This window comes from Frankia sp. R82 (assembly GCF_023716925.1).
Classification (GTDB): domain Bacteria; phylum Actinomycetota; class Actinomycetes; order Frankiales; family Frankiaceae; genus Frankia.
Genome location: NZ_JAMQQG010000091.1, coordinates 1 through 17,614, shown reverse-complemented (window position 1 = coordinate 17,614; position 17,614 = coordinate 1). Strand labels below are relative to the sequence as shown.

General features: G+C 72.0%; 14 protein-coding genes and 1 pseudogene. 5 read left to right on the top strand and 10 right to left on the bottom strand.

All coding sequences use genetic code 11. The annotated features are described in order from the left end of the window. A partial coding sequence (locus ND747_RS15305) for an aminotransferase class I/II-fold pyridoxal phosphate-dependent enzyme (RefSeq protein ID WP_251734295.1) occupies window positions 1-918 on the bottom strand: 918 nt, incomplete at its 3' end. Between the two features lie 100 nt (window positions 919-1,018). Here ND747_RS15305 and ND747_RS15300 point away from each other — a divergent pair. Further along, window positions 1,019-2,482 (top strand): sensor histidine kinase, encoded by a 1,464-nt coding sequence (locus tag ND747_RS15300; protein WP_251734296.1) that lies wholly within the window; start codon window positions 1,019-1,021, stop codon window positions 2,480-2,482. A gap of 444 nt (window positions 2,483-2,926) precedes the next feature. Here the strand turns inward: ND747_RS15300 and ND747_RS15295 are convergent, their stop codons facing one another. After that, window positions 2,927-3,175, bottom strand: coding sequence for a WhiB family transcriptional regulator (locus tag ND747_RS15295; RefSeq protein WP_163547139.1), 249 nt, complete (start codon window positions 3,173-3,175; stop codon window positions 2,927-2,929). Window positions 3,176-3,702: 527 nt separating this feature from the next. Here ND747_RS15295 and ND747_RS15290 point away from each other — a divergent pair. Continuing rightward, entirely contained in the window at window positions 3,703-4,566 is an 864-nt protein-coding gene (locus ND747_RS15290; RefSeq protein WP_251734294.1) for a glycerophosphodiester phosphodiesterase, read from the top strand. On the opposite strand, the gene ND747_RS15285 is transcribed toward ND747_RS15290, so the two are convergent. Further along, entirely contained in the window at window positions 4,556-5,611 is a 1,056-nt protein-coding gene (locus ND747_RS15285; RefSeq protein ID WP_251734293.1) for a diacylglycerol kinase family protein, read from the bottom strand. The genes ND747_RS15290 and ND747_RS15285 overlap by 11 nt on opposite strands. Window positions 5,612-5,812: 201 nt before the next feature. Between ND747_RS15285 and ND747_RS15280 the strand changes: the two genes are divergently transcribed. Then, a complete protein-coding gene (locus tag ND747_RS15280; RefSeq protein WP_251734292.1) occupies window positions 5,813-6,259 on the top strand; it encodes a hypothetical protein in 447 nt (148 codons plus the stop codon). Between the two features lie 181 nt (window positions 6,260-6,440). Here the strand turns inward: ND747_RS15280 and ND747_RS15275 are convergent, their stop codons facing one another. The 4 genes and pseudogenes from ND747_RS15275 to rfbC form a co-directional block, all read right to left on the bottom strand. Next, window positions 6,441-7,523: an RNA polymerase sigma factor SigF gene (locus tag ND747_RS15275; RefSeq protein WP_251734291.1), complete on the bottom strand. Its 1,083-nt coding sequence runs from the start codon at window positions 7,521-7,523 to the stop codon at window positions 6,441-6,443. Continuing rightward, window positions 7,520-8,056 carry an anti-sigma factor gene (locus ND747_RS15270; protein WP_251734290.1) on the bottom strand — a complete coding sequence of 179 codons (537 nt, stop codon included), beginning with the start codon at window positions 8,054-8,056 and terminating at the stop codon, window positions 7,520-7,522. The genes ND747_RS15275 and ND747_RS15270 overlap by 4 nt, the downstream gene beginning before the upstream one ends. 299 nt (window positions 8,057-8,355) lie before the next feature. Continuing rightward, on the bottom strand, window positions 8,356-8,853 hold the full coding sequence (locus tag ND747_RS15265; RefSeq protein WP_251734289.1) for a GNAT family N-acetyltransferase: 498 nt from the start codon (window positions 8,851-8,853) through the stop codon (window positions 8,356-8,358). A gap of 116 nt (window positions 8,854-8,969) precedes the next feature. Further along, window positions 8,970-9,572, bottom strand: a pseudogene (rfbC, locus tag ND747_RS15260) (dTDP-4-dehydrorhamnose 3,5-epimerase); the annotation flags it as partial. Between the two features lie 941 nt (window positions 9,573-10,513). On the opposite strand from rfbC, the gene ND747_RS15255 reads away from it, so the two are divergent. Beyond that, the gene (locus ND747_RS15255; RefSeq protein WP_251734287.1) at window positions 10,514-11,743 is read left to right on the top strand and encodes an NADP-dependent malic enzyme; all 1,230 of its coding nucleotides are present in this window, start codon (window positions 10,514-10,516) and stop codon (window positions 11,741-11,743) included. A 274-nt stretch (window positions 11,744-12,017) separates the two neighbouring features. Here ND747_RS15255 and ND747_RS15250 read toward each other — a convergent pair whose 3' ends face one another. Next, a complete protein-coding gene (locus ND747_RS15250) occupies window positions 12,018-12,392 on the bottom strand; it encodes a hypothetical protein (protein WP_251734286.1) in 375 nt (124 codons plus the stop codon). 299 nt (window positions 12,393-12,691) lie between these two features. Between ND747_RS15250 and ND747_RS15245 the strand changes: the two genes are divergently transcribed. Further along, on the top strand, window positions 12,692-13,666 hold the full coding sequence (locus tag ND747_RS15245; protein ID WP_251734285.1) for a zinc-binding dehydrogenase: 975 nt from the start codon (window positions 12,692-12,694) through the stop codon (window positions 13,664-13,666). 93 nt (window positions 13,667-13,759) lie between these two features. Here the strand turns inward: ND747_RS15245 and ND747_RS15240 are convergent, their stop codons facing one another. Together ND747_RS15240 and ND747_RS15235 are read right to left on the bottom strand one after the other, a co-directional pair. Further along, a complete protein-coding gene (locus ND747_RS15240; protein ID WP_163547123.1) occupies window positions 13,760-13,939 on the bottom strand; it encodes a DUF6104 family protein in 180 nt (59 codons plus the stop codon). A 195-nt stretch (window positions 13,940-14,134) separates the two neighbouring features. Further along, the coding region (locus tag ND747_RS15235; protein WP_251734284.1) for a multifunctional oxoglutarate decarboxylase/oxoglutarate dehydrogenase thiamine pyrophosphate-binding subunit/dihydrolipoyllysine-residue succinyltransferase subunit at window positions 14,135-17,614 on the bottom strand (3,480 nt) is incomplete at its 5' end.

Below are 17,614 nucleotides of genomic sequence, written 5' to 3'. Positions count from 1 at the left end.
GACCGCCGCAGCCAGTTCCGGGTGGGCCCGCAGCTGGGCGAGTGCGGCGAGGGCCGCGCCGACGTTGGCCGGCGCGAGCCCGGTGTCGAAGATGAAGGACCGGGCCGTGTCGACGAGATGGTCCCGCAGCGCCGCGGGGCCGAGCACGGCGCCACCGAGGCCGCCGAGCGCCTTGGACAGGGTGGCGGTGGCGACGACGTCCGGCGCACCGGCGAGCCCCGCGGCATGCAGGGCACCGCCGCCGCCCGGGCCGACGACCCCGAGGCCGTGCGCCTCGTCGACGACCAGGAGCGCCCCATGGGCCCGCGCGGTGGCGTGCAGCGCGGTCAGGTCGGCGGCGTCACCGTCGGCGGAGAACACCGACTCGGTGACGACGATCGCCCGCCGCCAGCCGCCGGCGCCCAGTGCCGCCGCGACGGCGCCCACGTCACCGTGCGCGGCGATCACGACCTGGGCCCGGGACAGCCGGCAGGCATCCACGATCGAGGCGTGGTTGAGGGCGTCCGAGACGATCAGGTCACCCGGACCGACCAGGGCGGTGAGGACCCCGAGGTTGGCGGTGTAGCCCGAGGAGAACACCAGTGCCGCGGCGAAGCCCATGTGCGCCGCGAGGGCGTTCTCCAGCTCGGCGTGCAGGGTGGTCGAACCGGTGACCAGCCGGCTTCCGGTCGCACCCGCACCCCATTCCCGCGTGGCGCGCACCGCCGCCTCGACGACCACCGGATGCCGGCCAAGGCCGAGGTAGTCGTTGCCGGCCAGGTCCACCCGCACGCCGTCCCCGCGGTGCCCCCCCTCCGCCCGCGGGTCGGCACCGCGAGGACGCAGCTCGCGGCGTAGCCCGGCGGCCCGGCGGGCCTGGGCATGGTCGGCCAACCAGGCCAGCGGCCCGGACGGGGCACAAGCGTCGTCGACGGTCACGACGGCGAGCGTACGGCGACCGCCCGCGCCCGTGGGACGCCCGCCAGCTCACAACGCGCACCGGTCTGGCAGTGTGCAGGCCGTGGGAACCCTCGCCGACATGCTGCGCGCGAGCACGGACCTCAGCGACGACGACATCGACCACCTGGCCGCGCTCGTCGCGGACTGGGCGTTGCTCGCCGACCTGTCGTTCGCCGATCTGCTCCTGCTCGTGCCCGTCCGGTCCGGTTCGGCCTCGGGCCGAGGCGGACACACCAGTGGTACCGAGTTCCTGGTGGTGGCCCAGGTTCGGCCGACGACCGGGCCGACCGCCTATCACAACGACGAGGTCGGCAGCGTCGTGATCAACCGCTGGGTGGTGCAGAACGCCTGGCGGGAGCACCGGATCGCCCGTGAGGGCGAACCGGAGTGGGACGGCGGAGTACCGGTGCGCACCGAGGCCATCCCGGTGCGGCACGGCAGCGAGATCATCGCGGTGCTGGCCCGGGACACCAACCTCGTCAACCCGCGCACGCCCAGCGATCTGGAATCGTCCTATCTGCAGGGGGCCAACAACCTGGCGCTCATGATCGCAGAGGGGGCGTTCCCGTTCCGGGGAAGCTCGGCGGAGCTGCCGGAGTCGCCGCGGGTGGGCGACGGGCTGATGCGCCTCGACGGTGCCGGAAAGGTCGTCTTCGCCAGCCCCAACGCCCTGTCGGCCTACCGCCGCCTCGGCTACACCGGCAACGTCACCGGTGAGGATCTGCGCACGGTGCACCGGGCGCTGAACCTGCCGGCGACGACGCCAGCGGTCTGGCACGCGATCGGGCGGCGCCGGCCGGTCGAGGTGGAGGCCGCCGTCGGCAGCACCGTGGTGCTGCTGCGCGCCATCCCGCTGTTCCCGGGGGCGACCCGGGAGGTCCTGGTGCTCGTGCGGGACGTCTCGGAGCTGCGTCGGCGCGAGGCGATGCTGCTGAGCAAGGACGCCACGATCCGTGAGATCCATCACAGGGTCAAGAACAATCTACAGACTGTGGCCGCACTGCTACGCCTACAGATGCGCCGGACGAAGGTGGACGAGGCCCGGGACGCGCTGCGTGAGTCGGTGCGTCGGGTGACCTCGATCGCGGTGGTGCACGAGACGCTGTCGCAGAGCCTGGGAGAGAGCGTCCCGTTCGATGAGATCGCCGACCAGATCACCTCGGTGACGGTGGACCTGGCGTCCACCGGAGCGCGGGCGAACACCCGTCGCTCGGGGTCCTTCGGTCACCTTCCCGGCGAGCTTGCCACGCCGTTGGCCCTTGTGCTGTCGGAACTTCTGCAGAATGCTGTAGAACATGCGTTCGACGGCTCGGCGGGTTCGATCGAGATCCGCGTGCAGCGGTCCACCGGTCGCCTCGATGTCGTGGTCGCCGACGACGGCGCCGGCCTGCCCGACGACTTCCAGCTCGAGCACTCGCCCCGGCTGGGGCTGCAGATCGTGCGCCAGCTGGTGCTCGGTGAGATGCACGGCACGATCCGGCTCCAGGCGGGGCCGAAGTGTGGCACCGAGGCGCTGCTGTCGATCCCACTTTCTGAAAGTTGAGTGTTTGGAGCCGTGGGCGGTGGGTATCCCCAGAGATGTGTCCCTCGTCCGCGGTCGGTGTGGCGCTGCGCCATGCCTGCGCGCGGGAGCGGTGGCTGTGGCGTTCGTCACCGGCTCCGCATCTCGCGGCGTCCCGCGGTCCCCCCACCGCGGGGAAACGGGCACGGCGGCGGTGATGGGGGCACAAAGCGATACGGCCGCTCCGCCCGCGTCGCGCCGCATCGCTGCGGCGGACGCGTGGACAGAACGGCCGATGTTGCTGCCGGCCCCGTCAGCGTGGAGGCACGCTACGTGGCCAGGCGTCGTGCGGGAGCCGCTGGGGCCGGTCGGCGGAAAACCGATGCGTTCCGGTGCTCAGAGCATGCCGCGGGCGGATGTCGGAGGTCCGACGCTGGTGGATGGTGCACCCCGGTCCATGGCACAGGGCCACCGGGGCTGGTGCGGTCAGGCAGTCCGAACCCGGAGGCGGACCTGGCGCTTGAGCGCACGGCGCTCATCCTCGCTCAGTCCACCCCAGACCCCGGAATCCTGCCCGGTGTCCATTGCCCAGTTCAGACAGTCACTCGTGACTGCGCACCGCGCGCAGACGGCCTTTGCCTCTTCGACCTGGCGTTCAGCCGGACCGGTTGTACCGATCGGGAAGAAGAGCTCGGGATCCTCGTCACGGCAGAGCGCTCTGTGGCGCCAGTCCATGCGTCCAACTCCCTCTCTCGTCTCGGGCCACACTGCACATGAGACGCTTTGCGAGCCGCTACGGTTGTGCCGCGGATGAAATTCGGATGAGCAGGATGTCTGCTCGGCCCGGCGGCGGGCCGTAGAGCGGGTTCCTGGCGGTCGGTAAGTCCAGGTGCACGTGCATCCACCACGGACATTCGCCACCCTCCCACCGGAACGGGCAGGGGCGCAAGAACCTGCAAGCGTCTTCACACCCTCTCTGGCCTGCACTTGTCCGGCAGGGACACAGATGGGCCACGCACGGCGACACTTCCACCGACCATGCAGACGGGACATAAGTACTGGTTGCCAGGGGTTGTCGCGCCATGGGACCCGGCTCGTGCCGTCCGCGGGCGGGGGCCACAGGGCCGTCGCAACGCCGTCTGATGACATCTCGTCATCGCTGGTCCGCCCGGTGCATGTGGGGGACCCTGAGGGGCGACCGGTGACAGGCGTCCTGCCTGCCGCGACACACGCACATCGGCACGGATGGCAGGGTTGGGCCCATGGAGGTAGTCGGTCATCGTGGTAGTAGGGTTCCAGGTCCGGAGAACACGGTCGAGGCCGTGGAGGCCGCGCTGCGGGCCGGCGCCGACGGGGTCGAGGTAGATGTCCGGCGCAGCGCCGACGGCGATCTGGTCTGCGTGCATGACGCGCGGCTGTCCCGTCCGGTCGGCCGAGCCGTCATCCGCCAGCCGACCGCCGCACTACGCGCGCACGGCATCCCCCTGCTCGACGAGGTCATCGAGGCCTGGGCGGGCCGCGGCCGGCTGATCTGCGAGATCAAGAACCAGCCCGGCCAGCCGGACTTCGACGCCCCCCACGAACGCACCGCGCGGGCTCTGGTCGACGCGCTGCGAGCCCGCGGCTACACCGGTGCCCGTCCGGGCGCCGCCGACCTCGACGCCGGTGCTGGCGGCATCACCGTCTCCTCGTTCGACTGGTTCGCCATCGAGGCCGTCCGGGACGCCGGGCTCGCGGTCAGCACGGCGTTTCTCACCATGCCGCGGATGTCGGTCGGCGGCGGCCTCGCCTATGTCCGCGCCGCCGGCCACGCCGAACTGCACGCGCACACCAGCGCGGTGCTCGGCTCCGGCGCCTCGGCGAAGACCACCACGGCCGCGGCCGACCGGGCCCGCGAGGCGGGAGTCCGGCTGCTGGTCTGGACCGTGACGAGTCTCACCGAGGCGCGTGCCCTGCGCCGCGCCGGGGTGGCCGGAGCCATCTGTGACGACCCGGTGGGCGTCCAGCAGGCCCTGCTGGCCGAGGGTCGGGAGCCAGGCGAAGCCGGGCGCGGGGAACCAGGCGCAGAACACGGATTGGCAGAACACGGATCAGGCGAGGCCGGGGGCCGGGCGCTCAGGCGATGACGCGCAGGGCCCGCGGGTGATGGGTCAGCCGGATGTCGGTGCTCTCGCCCAGGTACTCGCCGTCCATCTGGATGGGCACCGGATCGTCCGAGCGGAACCTGATTGTCGCCATGTCATGGCGGCTCACCACGTTGCGCCCGTGCGGGCCGGGGCCGTCGGCGAGGATCTGCCGGGCGGTGCGCAGCACCGTGGCTGGCCGGACCCGGCGCAGGGCGAGCAGGTCCAGGCCGGTGTCGAAGGAGGCGTCGGGGCAGGCGAGGACCGGACGCCGCTCGAGGTAGGTCCACGGGCGGGTGTTGCAGACGATCCCGAGCGCGACCCGCTGATCCCGGGCGTCGTCGACGCCGTCGGCGCGGCCGGTGCCCGGCGTGCCCCCCGCGTCGGTATCGGCCCGGGCGTCCAGCTCGGCCCTGGCCTCGGCCTCGGCCCGGCGGGCGGCGGAGCCGGGGGAATGGGCGAGGGCCGTCTCCAGGTCGAGAACGGGGGCGCGGCGCCCGGTCCCGCGGGCGAGCTGGGCGGCGGTCGTGCGCAGGAACAGGCCGGCGCTGTTGCGCCGGCCACCGCTGCGCTTGGCCTCGACCTGCTGCACCACCCGTGCGTCCAGCCCGACCCCGAAGCAGAAACTGAACCAGCGGCTTTCGTCGCCGTACTCGGCGTGACCGATGCTGATCCGGCGGCTGCGGCCCTCCCGCAGCGCGTTCAGCAGCTCCCCGGTCGCCTCGACCGGGGACGCCGAATAGCCGAGGGCCCGGACGAACACGTTCGTACTGCCACCAGGGACCACGGCGAACGCCGGACCGTCAGCTACCGGGCCGTTCTGCAGCAACCCGTTGACGATCTCGTTGACGGTGCCGTCGCCGCCGAGGGCGATCACCACGTCCACCCCGAGCTCGACGGCCCGCGCACCGAGTTCCACCCCGTGGCCGCGGCCCTTGGTGGTGACGATGTCCAGAGCGAGATCCGCGGTGAGCGCGGCGGCGAGGACGTCCCGAACGCGTTCGGTTGTGGTGGTCGCGACGGGGTTGACGACCAGCAGCCCTCGCATGCCTCTACCGTAGCCCGTCCACCCAGGTCGGGCGTCAGCTGGGAAAACTCTCACATCGTCCGAACCCGATGGACGGACGTCGTTACGACGGCCCGCTCGGACGGCCCACCGGTGCGGGCACCCGCGGCAGAGTGTGGCAGGGCACGGCAGAGCGTCGCGGCCTACGGCATAGTGTCGCGGCCTACGGCATAGTGTCGCAGTATGGGTTCGACCAGCGACGAGCAGCGGCGGTCCGCTGTGGGCCGCTTCGGTGCGGTGCCGGCCGCGATACGTGCCGCGCCGGCGCCGGCGAAGGTCGCGGGCCTGCTGCTGGCCCTGGAAGCGCTCACCCTGCTGGCACTCGGCGTGCTGCAGGTCCTCCGGGGATTCGGCTCGGGCATCGACGATGTCCCCCGGACGGAGATGGGCGGCCTGCTCGCGCTGCTTGGCGGCGCCGGGGTCGCTGTGCTGGCCGTCGGGGTGCTGCGCCGGGCCGCGGCATTTCGCTCGCCCACCCTGGTCGTGCAGCTGCTGTGCCTGCCGGTCGGGTGGGGTCTCGTCCAGGCCGGCAACTACGCCTATGGTGTGCCGCTGCTGGTGGTCCCGCTGGTGATCGTGGTCGCGCTGCTGGCCGCCGGCGTTTTCGGGCCATCGGAGCCGGATGCGTGACGCCCGACGCCACCGGACGCCGACGATCCGCCACCGGGCTTCTGGCAGACCCGCTCACAGCCATGGCTCAGCCGGGGCCGGAGTTCCGGTGGTGCATGACCGAGAGCCGGTGGGGCGGCCACCGGCTGATCGTGGTGGTGGGCCGGCCCTCGGGGTGATGCGGGAAGCCGTGGCTGTCGCCTCAGCTGTCCTCGAGCAGGCCGCGGCGTAGCTGGGCCAACGTGCGGGCGAGCAGCCGGGAGACGTGCATCTGGGAGATGCCGAGCTCCGTGGCGATCTGCGACTGGGTCATGTTGCCGAAGAACCGCAGCAGCAGGATCCGTTTCTCCCGGGGTGGGAGCTTCTCCAGCAGCGGCTTGAGCGACTCGCGGTACTCGACCCCCTCCAGCGACTCGTCCTGGACGCCGAGCGTGTCGGCCACCGCGGGTGCTTCGTCGTCGCCGGAGTCCGGCGCGTCTAGCGAGACGGCCGAGTAGGCGTTGGCCGACTCGAGGCCCTCGAGGACCTCCTCCTCGGTCATCTGCAGGTGCCGGGCGATCTCGCTCACCGTCGGGGATCGGCCCAGGGTCTGGGACAGCTCCGAGGTGGCCTTGGTCAGCGAGAGCTTGAGCTCCTGCAGCCGGCGGGGAACCCGGATCGCCCAGCCCTTGTCCCGGAAGTGCCGCTTGATCTCGCCGACGATCGTGGGCGTGGCGTAGGTGGAGAACTCCACCCCGCGCTCCGGGTCGAACCGGTCCACCGACTTGATCAAACCGATGGTGGCGACCTGGACGAGGTCGTCCAGGGGCTCGCCACGGTTGCGGAAGCGCCGGGCGAGGTACTCGACCAGCGGCAGGTGCATGCGGACAAGCTGGTCGCGCAGGGCGGCCCGCTCGGCGTCGCCCTCGGGCAGCGATGCGAGCCGAACGAACAGCGCCCGGGCCATCGCGCGATCCGGCGAGTGGGTCCGCTCCGTGCCGGTGCTGGCCGCCGGCGTGTCGGCGTCGTTCTCGCTCGCCGCGTCGCCATCCGTGGTGGCGTCGCCGCTGGCGGCAGCGGCGACGGGTTCGTCACTGGCGGGGGCCTGGGGCGCACCGGCGTGGCCGGTGGCGCCGTGACCAGCCGGCCCGTGACCGGTGGCGGTGGGCCGACCGGAGCGCGGCGAACCCTCGGGATGTTCGTCTGCGGCGGCCACCCGCTGGCTGAGTGAGGCGACCGGATCGGCGGGCCCGGCCTGGTCGGGTGCCGTGCGGGGCGGGGTCGGGGTTCTACCGGTTGACGTCACGATGTACCTACCGCATCACCCAACGGAGTTGGATCGGCCGCGCCGGAACCCCGCACGTGCCCCGCGGGCGGCTCACCGAGATCGGCCCGGACCCCCTGGCGCTTCTGCAGCGTGATGCTCACCTTGGAACCGGGGCCGGTGAAGGTCTCGACGTCGCCCGCGAGGGCCTTGAGCACGGTCCAGGCGAAGGTGTCCTCCGACGGCGGCTCGCCGTCGAGGCTCTCCACCGTGACCAGCACATGCATGACCCCCGGCGACAGGGTGAACGTGCAGTCCAGCGACGATCCCGGCACCGCCGAGACGAGCAGCAGCGCGCAGGCCTCGTCGACGGCGATCCGCAGGTCCTCGATGTCGTCGAGGGTGAAGTCGAGCCGGGCCGCGAGTGACGCCGTCGCGGTGCGGAGCACCGTCAGGTACGCGCTGGCCGCGGGCAGCGTCAGCGCGACGACGTCGCGCAGGCCGCCGGAGTGGGCGGTGGGGCCGTCGATGGTGTCGGAGTTCTCCGCGCCGCCGGACGAAGGCGTCGGATCCACGTTCCTACCCCCAAAGAGCCTGCGTCAAGCGAGGAGTGCGCTCCTCGCGGTGGCCGGAGCCAAGTAAACGATGATGGTGCGGGTGGCGGTCTTCCCACCGACCGACACGGTAAAGCGTGACCCGGACGACCGTGATGTCCCTCATGCCCGAGCCGGGTACCCGCGTCGGCGGCCAGCGTTGGCCACTACCTCCACCGTACCCAGCCGGCGGGGGGTGCCGCAGGTCGGGTGATCGAAAGGTCCCCCCGCCCCACCCGGGTGCGCCCGAAAGGGGAGGCCGCCGGCATCGGCGGCGGGGCTCAGGTGTCGGTGGCGAGGCGGGTCAGGGCGTCCCCGTCGAGCCGCCACGTCATCCAGCCCGTCAGCGGGCCTGCGGACAGGGACCGGTAGAACTCCTGCGCCGGAGTGTTCCAGTCGAGCACGGCCCACTCCAGGCGCAGCCATCCGCGCTGTACGCAGATGCCGGCGAGCCCGGCGAGCAGGGCGCGACCGTGGCCGCCTCGCCGGTGCTCCGGCTGGACGAACAGGTCCACCAGGTGCATCCCGGCCTGCCCGGTCCAGGTGGAGAAGGTCCGATGCCAGATCGCGAAGCCCACCACCGACCCCGGGTCGGTCGATGTCGGCGCCGGCCCGTCCGTGGCGACCAGACAGGAGGCGCTCGGATCGGGGTCGAACAGGGCGACATGCAGGTCGGCGGCGGTCATCGCGACCGCATGCGGCTCGCGTTCGTAGGCGGCGAGCGCCCGGACCAGCGCGAGGACCGCCGGCACGTCCGCCGGCACGGCCGCTCGGATCAACGCGTGCCGCCCGCACCCGCGACCGCCCCGGCACCGGCGTTGGTCGAGGTACCGGAGGCCTGCCCGGGTCCGGGGTTCGACTCGGGCCGGGGGGCGTGACTCGGACCACGCAGAGCATGCCCGGACCGGAGCAGGGTGTAGAACTCCTGGCACTCGGCATAGGTGGGGAGTAGTCCCGCGGATCTCGCCTCGCGCAGGGTCGGCGCCGCGGCGTCCTTTTCCGAGAGCAGGGGGGTGATCTCCGTCGGCCACGGTAGGTCGAGATCCGGATCGAGCGGATGAATCCCGTGTTCCCGACCCGGAGTGTAAGGTGCCGAGCACAGATAGGTGATCGCCGCGTCGTCGGTCAGGGCGATGAACGCATGCCCCAGGCCCTCGGCGATGTACAGCCCACGGCGGTCCACATCGTCAAGCAGGACGGCGTCGGCGGCGCCGAAGGTCGGCGAGCCGGTGCGGATGTCCACGACGCAGTCGAGCACCTGCCCGCGCACACACGTCACGTACTTCGCCTGGCCCGGTGGCACCTGGGCGTAGTGCACCCCACGTAGCGTCCCGCGGCGGCTGACGCTGTGGTTGGCCTGGGACAGTGCGAGCGGATGCCCTACCGCCTCGGCGAGGGCATCGGAGCGGAACCACTCCAGGAAGGTCCCGCGGCTGTCGGAGTGCTGACGCGGGGTGAACACCCAGGCGTCGGGAACCGATAGTTCGCTGATCTCCACCACTGGGACGGTACCGGTTCACCCGAAGGTGTCCCCGCAGGCCGCACCGCACTGCCCGGGCGCGTTGGCGGCTGGGTGTGGCTCTTGCGCGGGGCGGGCGCGGCCGGTGTGATGCCGCCCGGGTTCGCCACGTTGCGTATCGAGCTCGGTTCGAGGCGCCTGACCTCGTCGGCGACCGCGCTCGTTGGTGTGGGCCGACCGGCCGGATCGGCCACCTGACCTACTGACCCCCGGCGGCCTGCTGCGGCCGTGCTCGGAACGGCCGTCGACGGTCTGAACTGGGACTTCGAGGGCCGTCCGGGCACAGAGGCGTCCGTGCGGCGCCGCACGGACGATCGTCCGCATTCCGTGGTGTCGATTGTTCTTTGCGTCGTGTCGAAGACCTCGCCCTGCGCCGGGCCACCGGCCGGCGTTTGCCCGCGGCCCCGGATGCCTTCGGCTGCAATGCCTCTGAGCTGCGGCGATGCCGCGACGGACGGCGGCGTGCCGGCAGACCGGAGATCGACGAACTCATCGTCGGCGGGCCCCGGCGATCGGCGACCGCAGGCTCCGGAAGGTCCCGGCGGCTATCCTCTAGCTATGAAGGAGGGCGCCGATATGCACCGATGATCCCCGGCTTCGGGCGGCGCAGGTTCGGCCGGCACCTGGGCTCATCAGGTGGCTGTTCGACCATGCCACACCCTCGCCGAGGCCTCGCTGACGGTCCGCCAGCCGCGTTGCACCGACGCGTACGGTGACGGTCCGCGTGCCATATTGGACGTACCCCCGGGACACCCCCGGGCCCGTGTCCTGTCTCACATCATGAGGTGGGATGACTCAGGCTCGCCTTCTGCGTGGACGACGCACGCAGTCAGGGCGGGCGACCTGTAGCCGCGGCCCCGGTAAAGGGACCACGACCGCCCCAGCGGGTCCACCGCCGGCTTGTCCGAGGAGCAGCCTCCGTGACCGCAACCACTGACCACTCGACTCTTCCCACGCCCGCCCCGGCGGACCTGGCCGCGGTCAGCCCGCGCCCGTCCGACGACGACCCCGCCTTCGCGCTGCACCGTGGCGGCAAGATCGGGGTTGCGCTCACCGTTCCGCTGGAGACCCGCGAGGACCTGTCGCTGGCCTACACCCCCGGAGTGGCGCGGGTCTGCACCGCGATCGCCGAGGCACCTGCGCTTGCGGATGAGTACACCTGGCGGGCCAACACCGTCGCCGTCGTCACCGACGGCACCGCCGTGCTCGGTCTCGGCGACATCGGCCCGGCCGCGTCCCTGCCGGTGATGGAGGGCAAGGCGGCTCTGTTCAAGCAGTTCGGTGGGGTCGACGCCGTGCCGATCGCGCTGGACTGCACCGACGTCGAGCAGATCGTCGACACCGTGGCCCGGCTCGCGCCCAGCTTCGGTGGCATCAACCTCGAAGACATCTCCGCGCCCCGCTGCTTCGCCATCGAGCGGCTGCTGCAGGAGCGCGTCGACATTCCGGTCTTCCACGACGACCAGCACGGCACCGCCATCGTGGCCCTCGCCGCGCTGGAGAACGCCGCGAAGCTCACCGGGCGCACCCTCGGCGACCTGCGTGCCGTGGTGTCCGGCGCGGGCGCGGCCGGCGTCGCCGTCACCCGCATCCTGCTGGCCGCCGGCATCGGCGACATCGCCGTCGGCGACAGCCGCGGGATCATCTACCCCGGTCGGGACAACCTCACCTCGATCAAGGCGGCGCTCGCGGCCGAGACCAACCGCGCCGGCCTGACCGGCTCGATCAACGACGCGCTGAACGGCGCCGACGTGTTCCTCGGCCTGTCCTCGGGCAAGGTGCCCGAAGAGGCCGTCGCCACGATGGCCCCCGAGGCGATCATCTTCGCGATGGCCAACCCGGACCCGGAGATCGACCCGGAGCTCGCCCACAAGTACGCCCGGATCGTTGCGACCGGCCGCAGTGACTACCCGAACCAGATCAACAACGTGCTCGCCTTCCCCGGCATCTTCCGCGGTGCCCTGGACGTGCGGGCCAGCCGCGTCACGGAGGGTATGAAGCTCGCCGCCGCCGACGCGCTCGCCGCCGTGATCGACGGTGAGCTGAGCGAGGACCACATCATCCCGAGCGTGTTCGACACCCGGGTGGGTCCGGCGGTTGCCGCCGCCGTGGCTGCCGCCGCGCGCGCCGACGGCGTCGCCCGCCGCTAGGTCCGCCACGCCGTCCGCTGTGCGCGGGCGGCCCCGACGGCTGCGGGATCCACTGGGCAGGCCGCCCCGGATCCCGCAGCCGTTCGCCGTCCGCCGTCCGCGATGGACACGCGCGGGCGGAAGATCCAGATGGCGATCGTGTTGAGTCATGATCGGGCGGGCGGTGCTGTGGCGCTCGGGTAGCGGCGGCGGGGCGCTGCCGATGGTGGACGGGCGCGGGTGGACGGGCAGTGCCGATGGTGCCAGGGCGCGCCGGGTGCCGGGACGCCCTGGTTCAGACGCGACCGCAGCCCGGGCAGGGGCGGTGTTCGCCCGCCTCGGCGAGCGGGCGCAGGGTGCCGCAGCCCTGGTAGGAGCAGCAGACGAAGTCCGCCGCCGCCACGGTGATGACCGCGGTGCCGTCGATCATGACCGTGGGCGGTGCCTCCGGAGCTGGTACCGCCCGACGCCGCCGCCAGCCCAACCGGCGGCGTCCGCCGCGCCGCTCACGGCCGAGCTGGGTGCCGCCGCTGCCGGGGCTGCTGCTGTCGGAGCGGGCATCCCGGCTGCTGCCGCCGCCGCTGATCGCGGTGTTGATGCCGATGATCGGACCGGTGCGGGGGGTGGGGTCGGGGACGGCGGGATCTGGATCGTCCCCGCGGGTCACCATGACCCGACCGCCGTGCGCTCCGCGGCAGGGTGTTCCGCGGCAGGGTGTTCCGCGGCGGCGTGCTCCGCGAGACCGGTGCCTGTCGTCGCCACGGGGATCGTCACCACGAGGATGAGTTCAGCACACCGGTCCGTCGCGTGCGTGCGCCGGGGCGGATGGTCCGTGTTCGGCGGCGCGTCCGGGGTAACCCGTGTGCGCGGGGGCCGGGCGGACTGGTCGTACGGGAGCGGGACGGACGCCTCGCCCGGGGGTCGGGTGGACCGTTCGCGCGGGGGGTGCGTCGGTCGTAGATTCTGGGCGTGCTTGCCGCCGCCGCCGTCCGGTTCGATCCGCAGGACCCGCTTGCCGGGTTGTCCGTCGGGCAGCGGGAGGAGCCCCAGCCGCCGGTGGGGTGGGTGACCGTGCAGGTGCGCGCGGCCTCGCTGAATCATCACGACCTTTTCAGTCTTCGCGGGGTGGGGCTTGCCGCCGACCGGCTCCCCATGATTCTCGGCTGTGATGCGGCGGGGGTGACGTCCGAGGGGGAGGAGGTCGTCGTGCATGCCGTGATCGGCGATCCGGCGGCGGGCGGCGGGGACGAAACCCTTGACCCGCGCCGGACCCTGCTGTCCGAGCTGCACCCCGGCACCCTCGCCGAAGCGGTCGCGGTGCCTCGGCGCAACCTGGTGCCCAAGCCGCCGGACCTGTCCTTCGAGGAAGCGGCATGCCTGCCGACGGCATGGCTGACCGCGTACCGGATGGTGGTGTCGCGGGCGGGGTTGCCCTCCGGCGGCGGTGGCACCCTGCTCGTGCAGGGCGCGGGTGGCGGGGTGGCGACCGCCGCGGTGCTCATCGCCAAGGCGGTGGGGCACACGGTGTTCGTGACCTCGCGGGATGCCGGCAAGCGGGAACGGGCAGCGGCGCTCGGTGCGGATGCGGTGTTCGAGTCCGGGGCTCGGCTGCCGCGCCGGGTGGACGCGGTCCTCGAGACGGTCGGCGAAGCGACCTGGGGGCATTCGCTGCGCTCGTTGCGCCCCGGCGGACGGATCGTCGTCTCCGGTGCGACCAGTGGGCCGAACCCGCCGGCCGAGCTCAACCGGGTGTTCTTCCAGCAGCTGTCGGTCGTCGGGTCGACCATGGGCAGCCGTGACGAGCTCGTGGACCTGCTCGCTCTGCTGGTGCGCACCGGTGTCCGTCCTCCCGTCCAGCAGGTCTGGCCGCTGGCACAGGCGCGGGATGCCCTCGCCCGGCTCGCTGTCGGCGACGTGTTCGGCAAACTCGTCCTGCAACCCTGACCGGGCAGGCTGTCCCTCACGCCCGGCCGGCCGGGCGGGGCGGCCGGCGGGACGAGACCGACACCGACGTGGGGTGAGTGCGCCGGCGCGGGGTCAGAGGTCGGCGTCGTCGTCGGGGCGGGCCAGCCAGGTGGCAAGCCGTTCGACGGCCTCCTCGAACTGCGGGTGGACGTCGACGAACGCCCGCATCGCGTCGGCGAGACCCTCGTAGGTGACGGTCTCCTCGCCGCGGCGGTCGACCAGTTCCTCCAGGCCGCGATCGGTGAAGTACATCGTGCTCCCGTCCGGTAACCCCGCGTGCCGTACCGCCGCGGTGCGGAGTCCGCCATGCTGTGGGGCCGGGCGGGTGTGAAGCCAGGCAGGTGTGAAGCCAGGCGGGGTGGCAGGGGCCCCGTCCCGGCGGTCGCTGTCCATCTCCCGGTGAAGCGGGAACGGACGGCGACCGCCGGCCCGTGCGTGGGTGAACCGTCAGTCGTCGAGGGCGGCTTCGACGAGGGCCTGCTGCTCGCGTTCGTGCACCCGGGACGAACCGGACGCCGGCGCGGCCGCGGCCCGACGGGAGACGCGGCGCAACCGGATGGTGCGGGGCAGCGACTCGGCGAGGTTGAGCGCCATGTGCGGGTAGGCGCCCTGGTTCGCCGGCTCCTCCTGCACCCAGACGACATCGTTGACGTTCGGGTACCGCTCCAGCACGGCGGCCAGCTCCGGCCCGGGGGTCGGGTAGAGCTGCTCGACGCGCAGCAGGGCGAACTGCTGCGGGTCGCCGTGCTTGTTCCGGGCGGCGGCCAGGTCGTAGTAGACCTTGCCGGCCGTGAGTAGAACCCGACGCACCGTTGTGGGATCGACGACCGTCGGGTCGTCGATCACCGGCTGCCAGCTGCCACCGGTCAGGTCCTCGACGGTGGAGGTGGCCGCCTTGGCCCGCAGCATCGACTTCGGGGTGAAGACGACCATCGGCCGGCGCACCGGCGAGAGCGTCTGCCGACGCAGCAGGTGGAAGTAGCTGGCAGGTGACGACGGAGCCGAGACGGTCATGTTGCCGTCCGCGCACAGCGACAGGAACCGCTCGATGCGGGCGGAGGAGTGGTCCGGCCCCTGGCCCTCGTAGCCGTGCGGGAGCAGCAGGACCAGCGAGGATCGCTGCCCCCACTTGGCCTCGCCGGCGGTGATGAACTCATCGATGATCGACTGGGCGCCGTTGGCGAAGTCGCCGAACTGCGCCTCCCACAGCACCAGCATGTCCGAGCGGACCACCGCGTAGCCGTACTCGAAGCCCATCGCCGCGAACTCGCTGAGCAGCGAGTCGTAGACGTAGAAGGTGCCGACACCCTCGTTGGTCTCGGTGCCGTTCAGCCCGTGACGCAGGGTACGCAGAGGGGTGTGGTCCTCGGCGCTGTGCCGGTCGACGAGGACGGCGTGGCGCTGGCCGAAGGTGCCGCGCCGGCTGTCCTGGCCGGTCAGGCGCACCGAGCGGCCGTCGAGCAGCAGGGTGCCGAAGGCCAGGGTCTCGGCGAGCGCCCAGTCGATCGCACCGGTCTCCACCATCTGCGCACGCCGTTCGATCTGCGGACGCAGCCGCGGATGCACGGTGAAGCCGTCGGGCAGGGTGACCTGGGTGTCGATGATCCGCTTGACCGCCTCGAGGGACACCGCGGTGCTCACCGCGGCGGCCGCGGCGGCCTCCTCCGGGGTGGTGATGATCCGCGGCTGCGGCGCGTTGTCCGACGGGGTGGTGTCACGGGTCTGCGCGAACGCCTTCTCCAGCTCCGCCCGGTAGGACTTCATCGCCTCTTCGGCCTGGTCCCGGGTGATGTCCCCGCGGCCGATCAGCGCCTCGGTGTAGAGCTTGCGCACCGAGCGCTTGCTGGCGATCGTGTCGTACATCAACGGCTGGGTGAACGACGGCTCGTCCATCTCGTTGTGGCCGCGCCGGCGGTAGCAGACCAGGTCGATGACGACGTCCTTGTGGAACGCCTGGCGGTACTCGAACGCGAGCGCCGCGACCCGCACACACGCCTCCGGGTCGTCCCCGTTGACGTGGAAGATCGGCGCCTGCACCATCCGGGCGACGTCGGTGGCGTACACCGACGAACGGCTCGACTCGGGTGAGGTGGTGAACCCGACCTGGTTGTTGATCACCAGGTGGATGGTGCCGCCGGTGCGGTAGCCGCGCAGCTGGGAGAGGTTCAGCGTCTCGGCGACGACGCCCTGACCGGCGAACGCCGCGTCTCCGTGCACGAGGACGGGCAGCACGGTGAAGCCGGCGACACCCTTGTCGAGAATGTCCTGCTTGGCACGGACGACGCCCTCGGTGACCGGGTCGACGGCCTCCAGGTGGGACGGGTTCGCCACGACCGAGACGTTCACCGTGCGCTCCGAACGGGCGCGGTAGACGCCCTCGGCGCCCAGGTGGTACTTCACGTCGCCGGAGCCGTGGGCGGTCTGCGGGTCGAGGTAGCCCTCGAACTCGTCGAAGATCTGCCGGTACGACTTGCCGACGATGTTCGCCAGCACGTTGAGCCGGCCCCGGTGGGCCATGCCGATGACGACCTCGTCCATCTCGGCGTCGGCGGCCCGGTCGAGCACCTCGTCGAGGGTGGGGATGGTCGACTCGGCGCCCTCGAGGGAGAACCGCCGCTGGCCGACGTACTTGGTCTGCAGGAACGACTCGAACGCCTCCGCGGCACCGAGACGCTCCAGCACGTAGAGCTGCTCGGCCGGATCCGGGCGCTCGGCGGAGCGCTCGACCCGGGCCTGGATCCAGGCCCGCTCGTCCGGCTCCTGGATGTGCATGTACTCGATGCCGACCCGACGGCAGTACGAGTCACGCAGCACGCCCATCACGTCCCGCAGGGACATGGTGCGCTGCCCGGCGAAGCCGCCGACGGCGAACTCGCGGTCGAGGTCCCACAGCGTCAGCCCATGGCTGATGATGTCCAGGTCGGGATGGCTGCGGATGGCGAACTCGAGCGGGTTCGTGTCCGCCATCAGGTGCCCACGGACCCGGTAGGCATGGATGAGCTCCAGCACCCGGGCGTTGTGGTCGAGGTCGCCCTCGTGCACCACCGCCTTGTCCGGAACCCAGCGGACGGGCTCGTAGGGCACGCGCAGCGCGCGGAAGACCTCGTCGTAGAAGCCGTCCTGGCCGAGTAGCAGCTGGTGCATCCGGCGCAGGTACTCACCCGACTGGGCGCCCTGGATGATGCGGTGGTCGTACGTGCTGGTCAGCGTGATCGTCTTGGAGATCGCAAGCCTGGCCAGCGTCGTGGACGACGCGCCGGAGAACTCGGCCGGATACTCCATGGCGCCGACGCCGATGATCGTGCCCTGGCCCTGCATGAGCCGCGGCACCGAGTGCGCGGTGCCGATGCCGCCCGGGTTGGTCAGGCTGATCGTGACGTCGCTGAAGTCGTCCATCGTCAGCTTGTTGGACCGGGCCCGGCGGACCAGGTCCTCATACGCGAGCCAGAAGTCGCGGAAGTCCATGCTCTCGGACTTCTTCACCGCCGCGACGACGAGCTGACGGCCCTTCGGGGTGACCAGGTCGATCGCGAGGCCCAGCCCCACGTGCTCCGGCTGGACGAGCGTCGGCTTGCCGTCGATCTCGGCGTACGAGGCGTTCATGGCCGGATGGTCGGCCAGGGCCCGCACCATGGCGTAGCCGATGAGATGGGTGAACGACACCTTGCCGCCGCTGGAGCGGGCCAGATGCCGGTTGATCACGATGCGGTTGTCCGCGAGCAGCTTCGCCGGGAACGCCCGGACCGACGTGGCGGTCGGGACGTGCAGCGACGTCTCCATGTTGGTGACGACCCGGGCGGCCGCACCGCGCAGCGGCGTGGTGGACCGACCACCCTGGACCGCTTTGCCGGGCTGGCCCTGGCTCGCGGGAGCCGACGGCTTCGCCTGCGCCGCTGCCGCCGGCTTCGCGGCGGCCTGGGCCGCGGG

Bases quoted from the DNA above. Each gene is read 5' to 3' on its own strand.
- ND747_RS15300 (WP_251734296.1), top strand. From the start codon at position 1,019: ATGCTGCGCGCGAGCACGGACCTCAGCGACGACGACATCGACCACCTG.
- ND747_RS15295 (WP_163547139.1), bottom strand. From the start codon at position 3,175: ATGGACTGGCGCCACAGAGCGCTCTGCCGTGACGAGGATCCCGAGCTC.
- ND747_RS15290 (WP_251734294.1), top strand. From the start codon at position 3,703: ATGGAGGTAGTCGGTCATCGTGGTAGTAGGGTTCCAGGTCCGGAGAAC.
- ND747_RS15285 (WP_251734293.1), bottom strand. From the start codon at position 5,611: ATGCGAGGGCTGCTGGTCGTCAACCCCGTCGCGACCACCACAACCGAA.
- ND747_RS15280 (WP_251734292.1), top strand. From the start codon at position 5,813: ATGGGTTCGACCAGCGACGAGCAGCGGCGGTCCGCTGTGGGCCGCTTC.
- ND747_RS15250 (WP_251734286.1), bottom strand. From the start codon at position 12,392: ATGGTGACCCGCGGGGACGATCCAGATCCCGCCGTCCCCGACCCCACC.
- ND747_RS15240 (WP_163547123.1), bottom strand. From the start codon at position 13,939: ATGTACTTCACCGATCGCGGCCTGGAGGAACTGGTCGACCGCCGCGGC.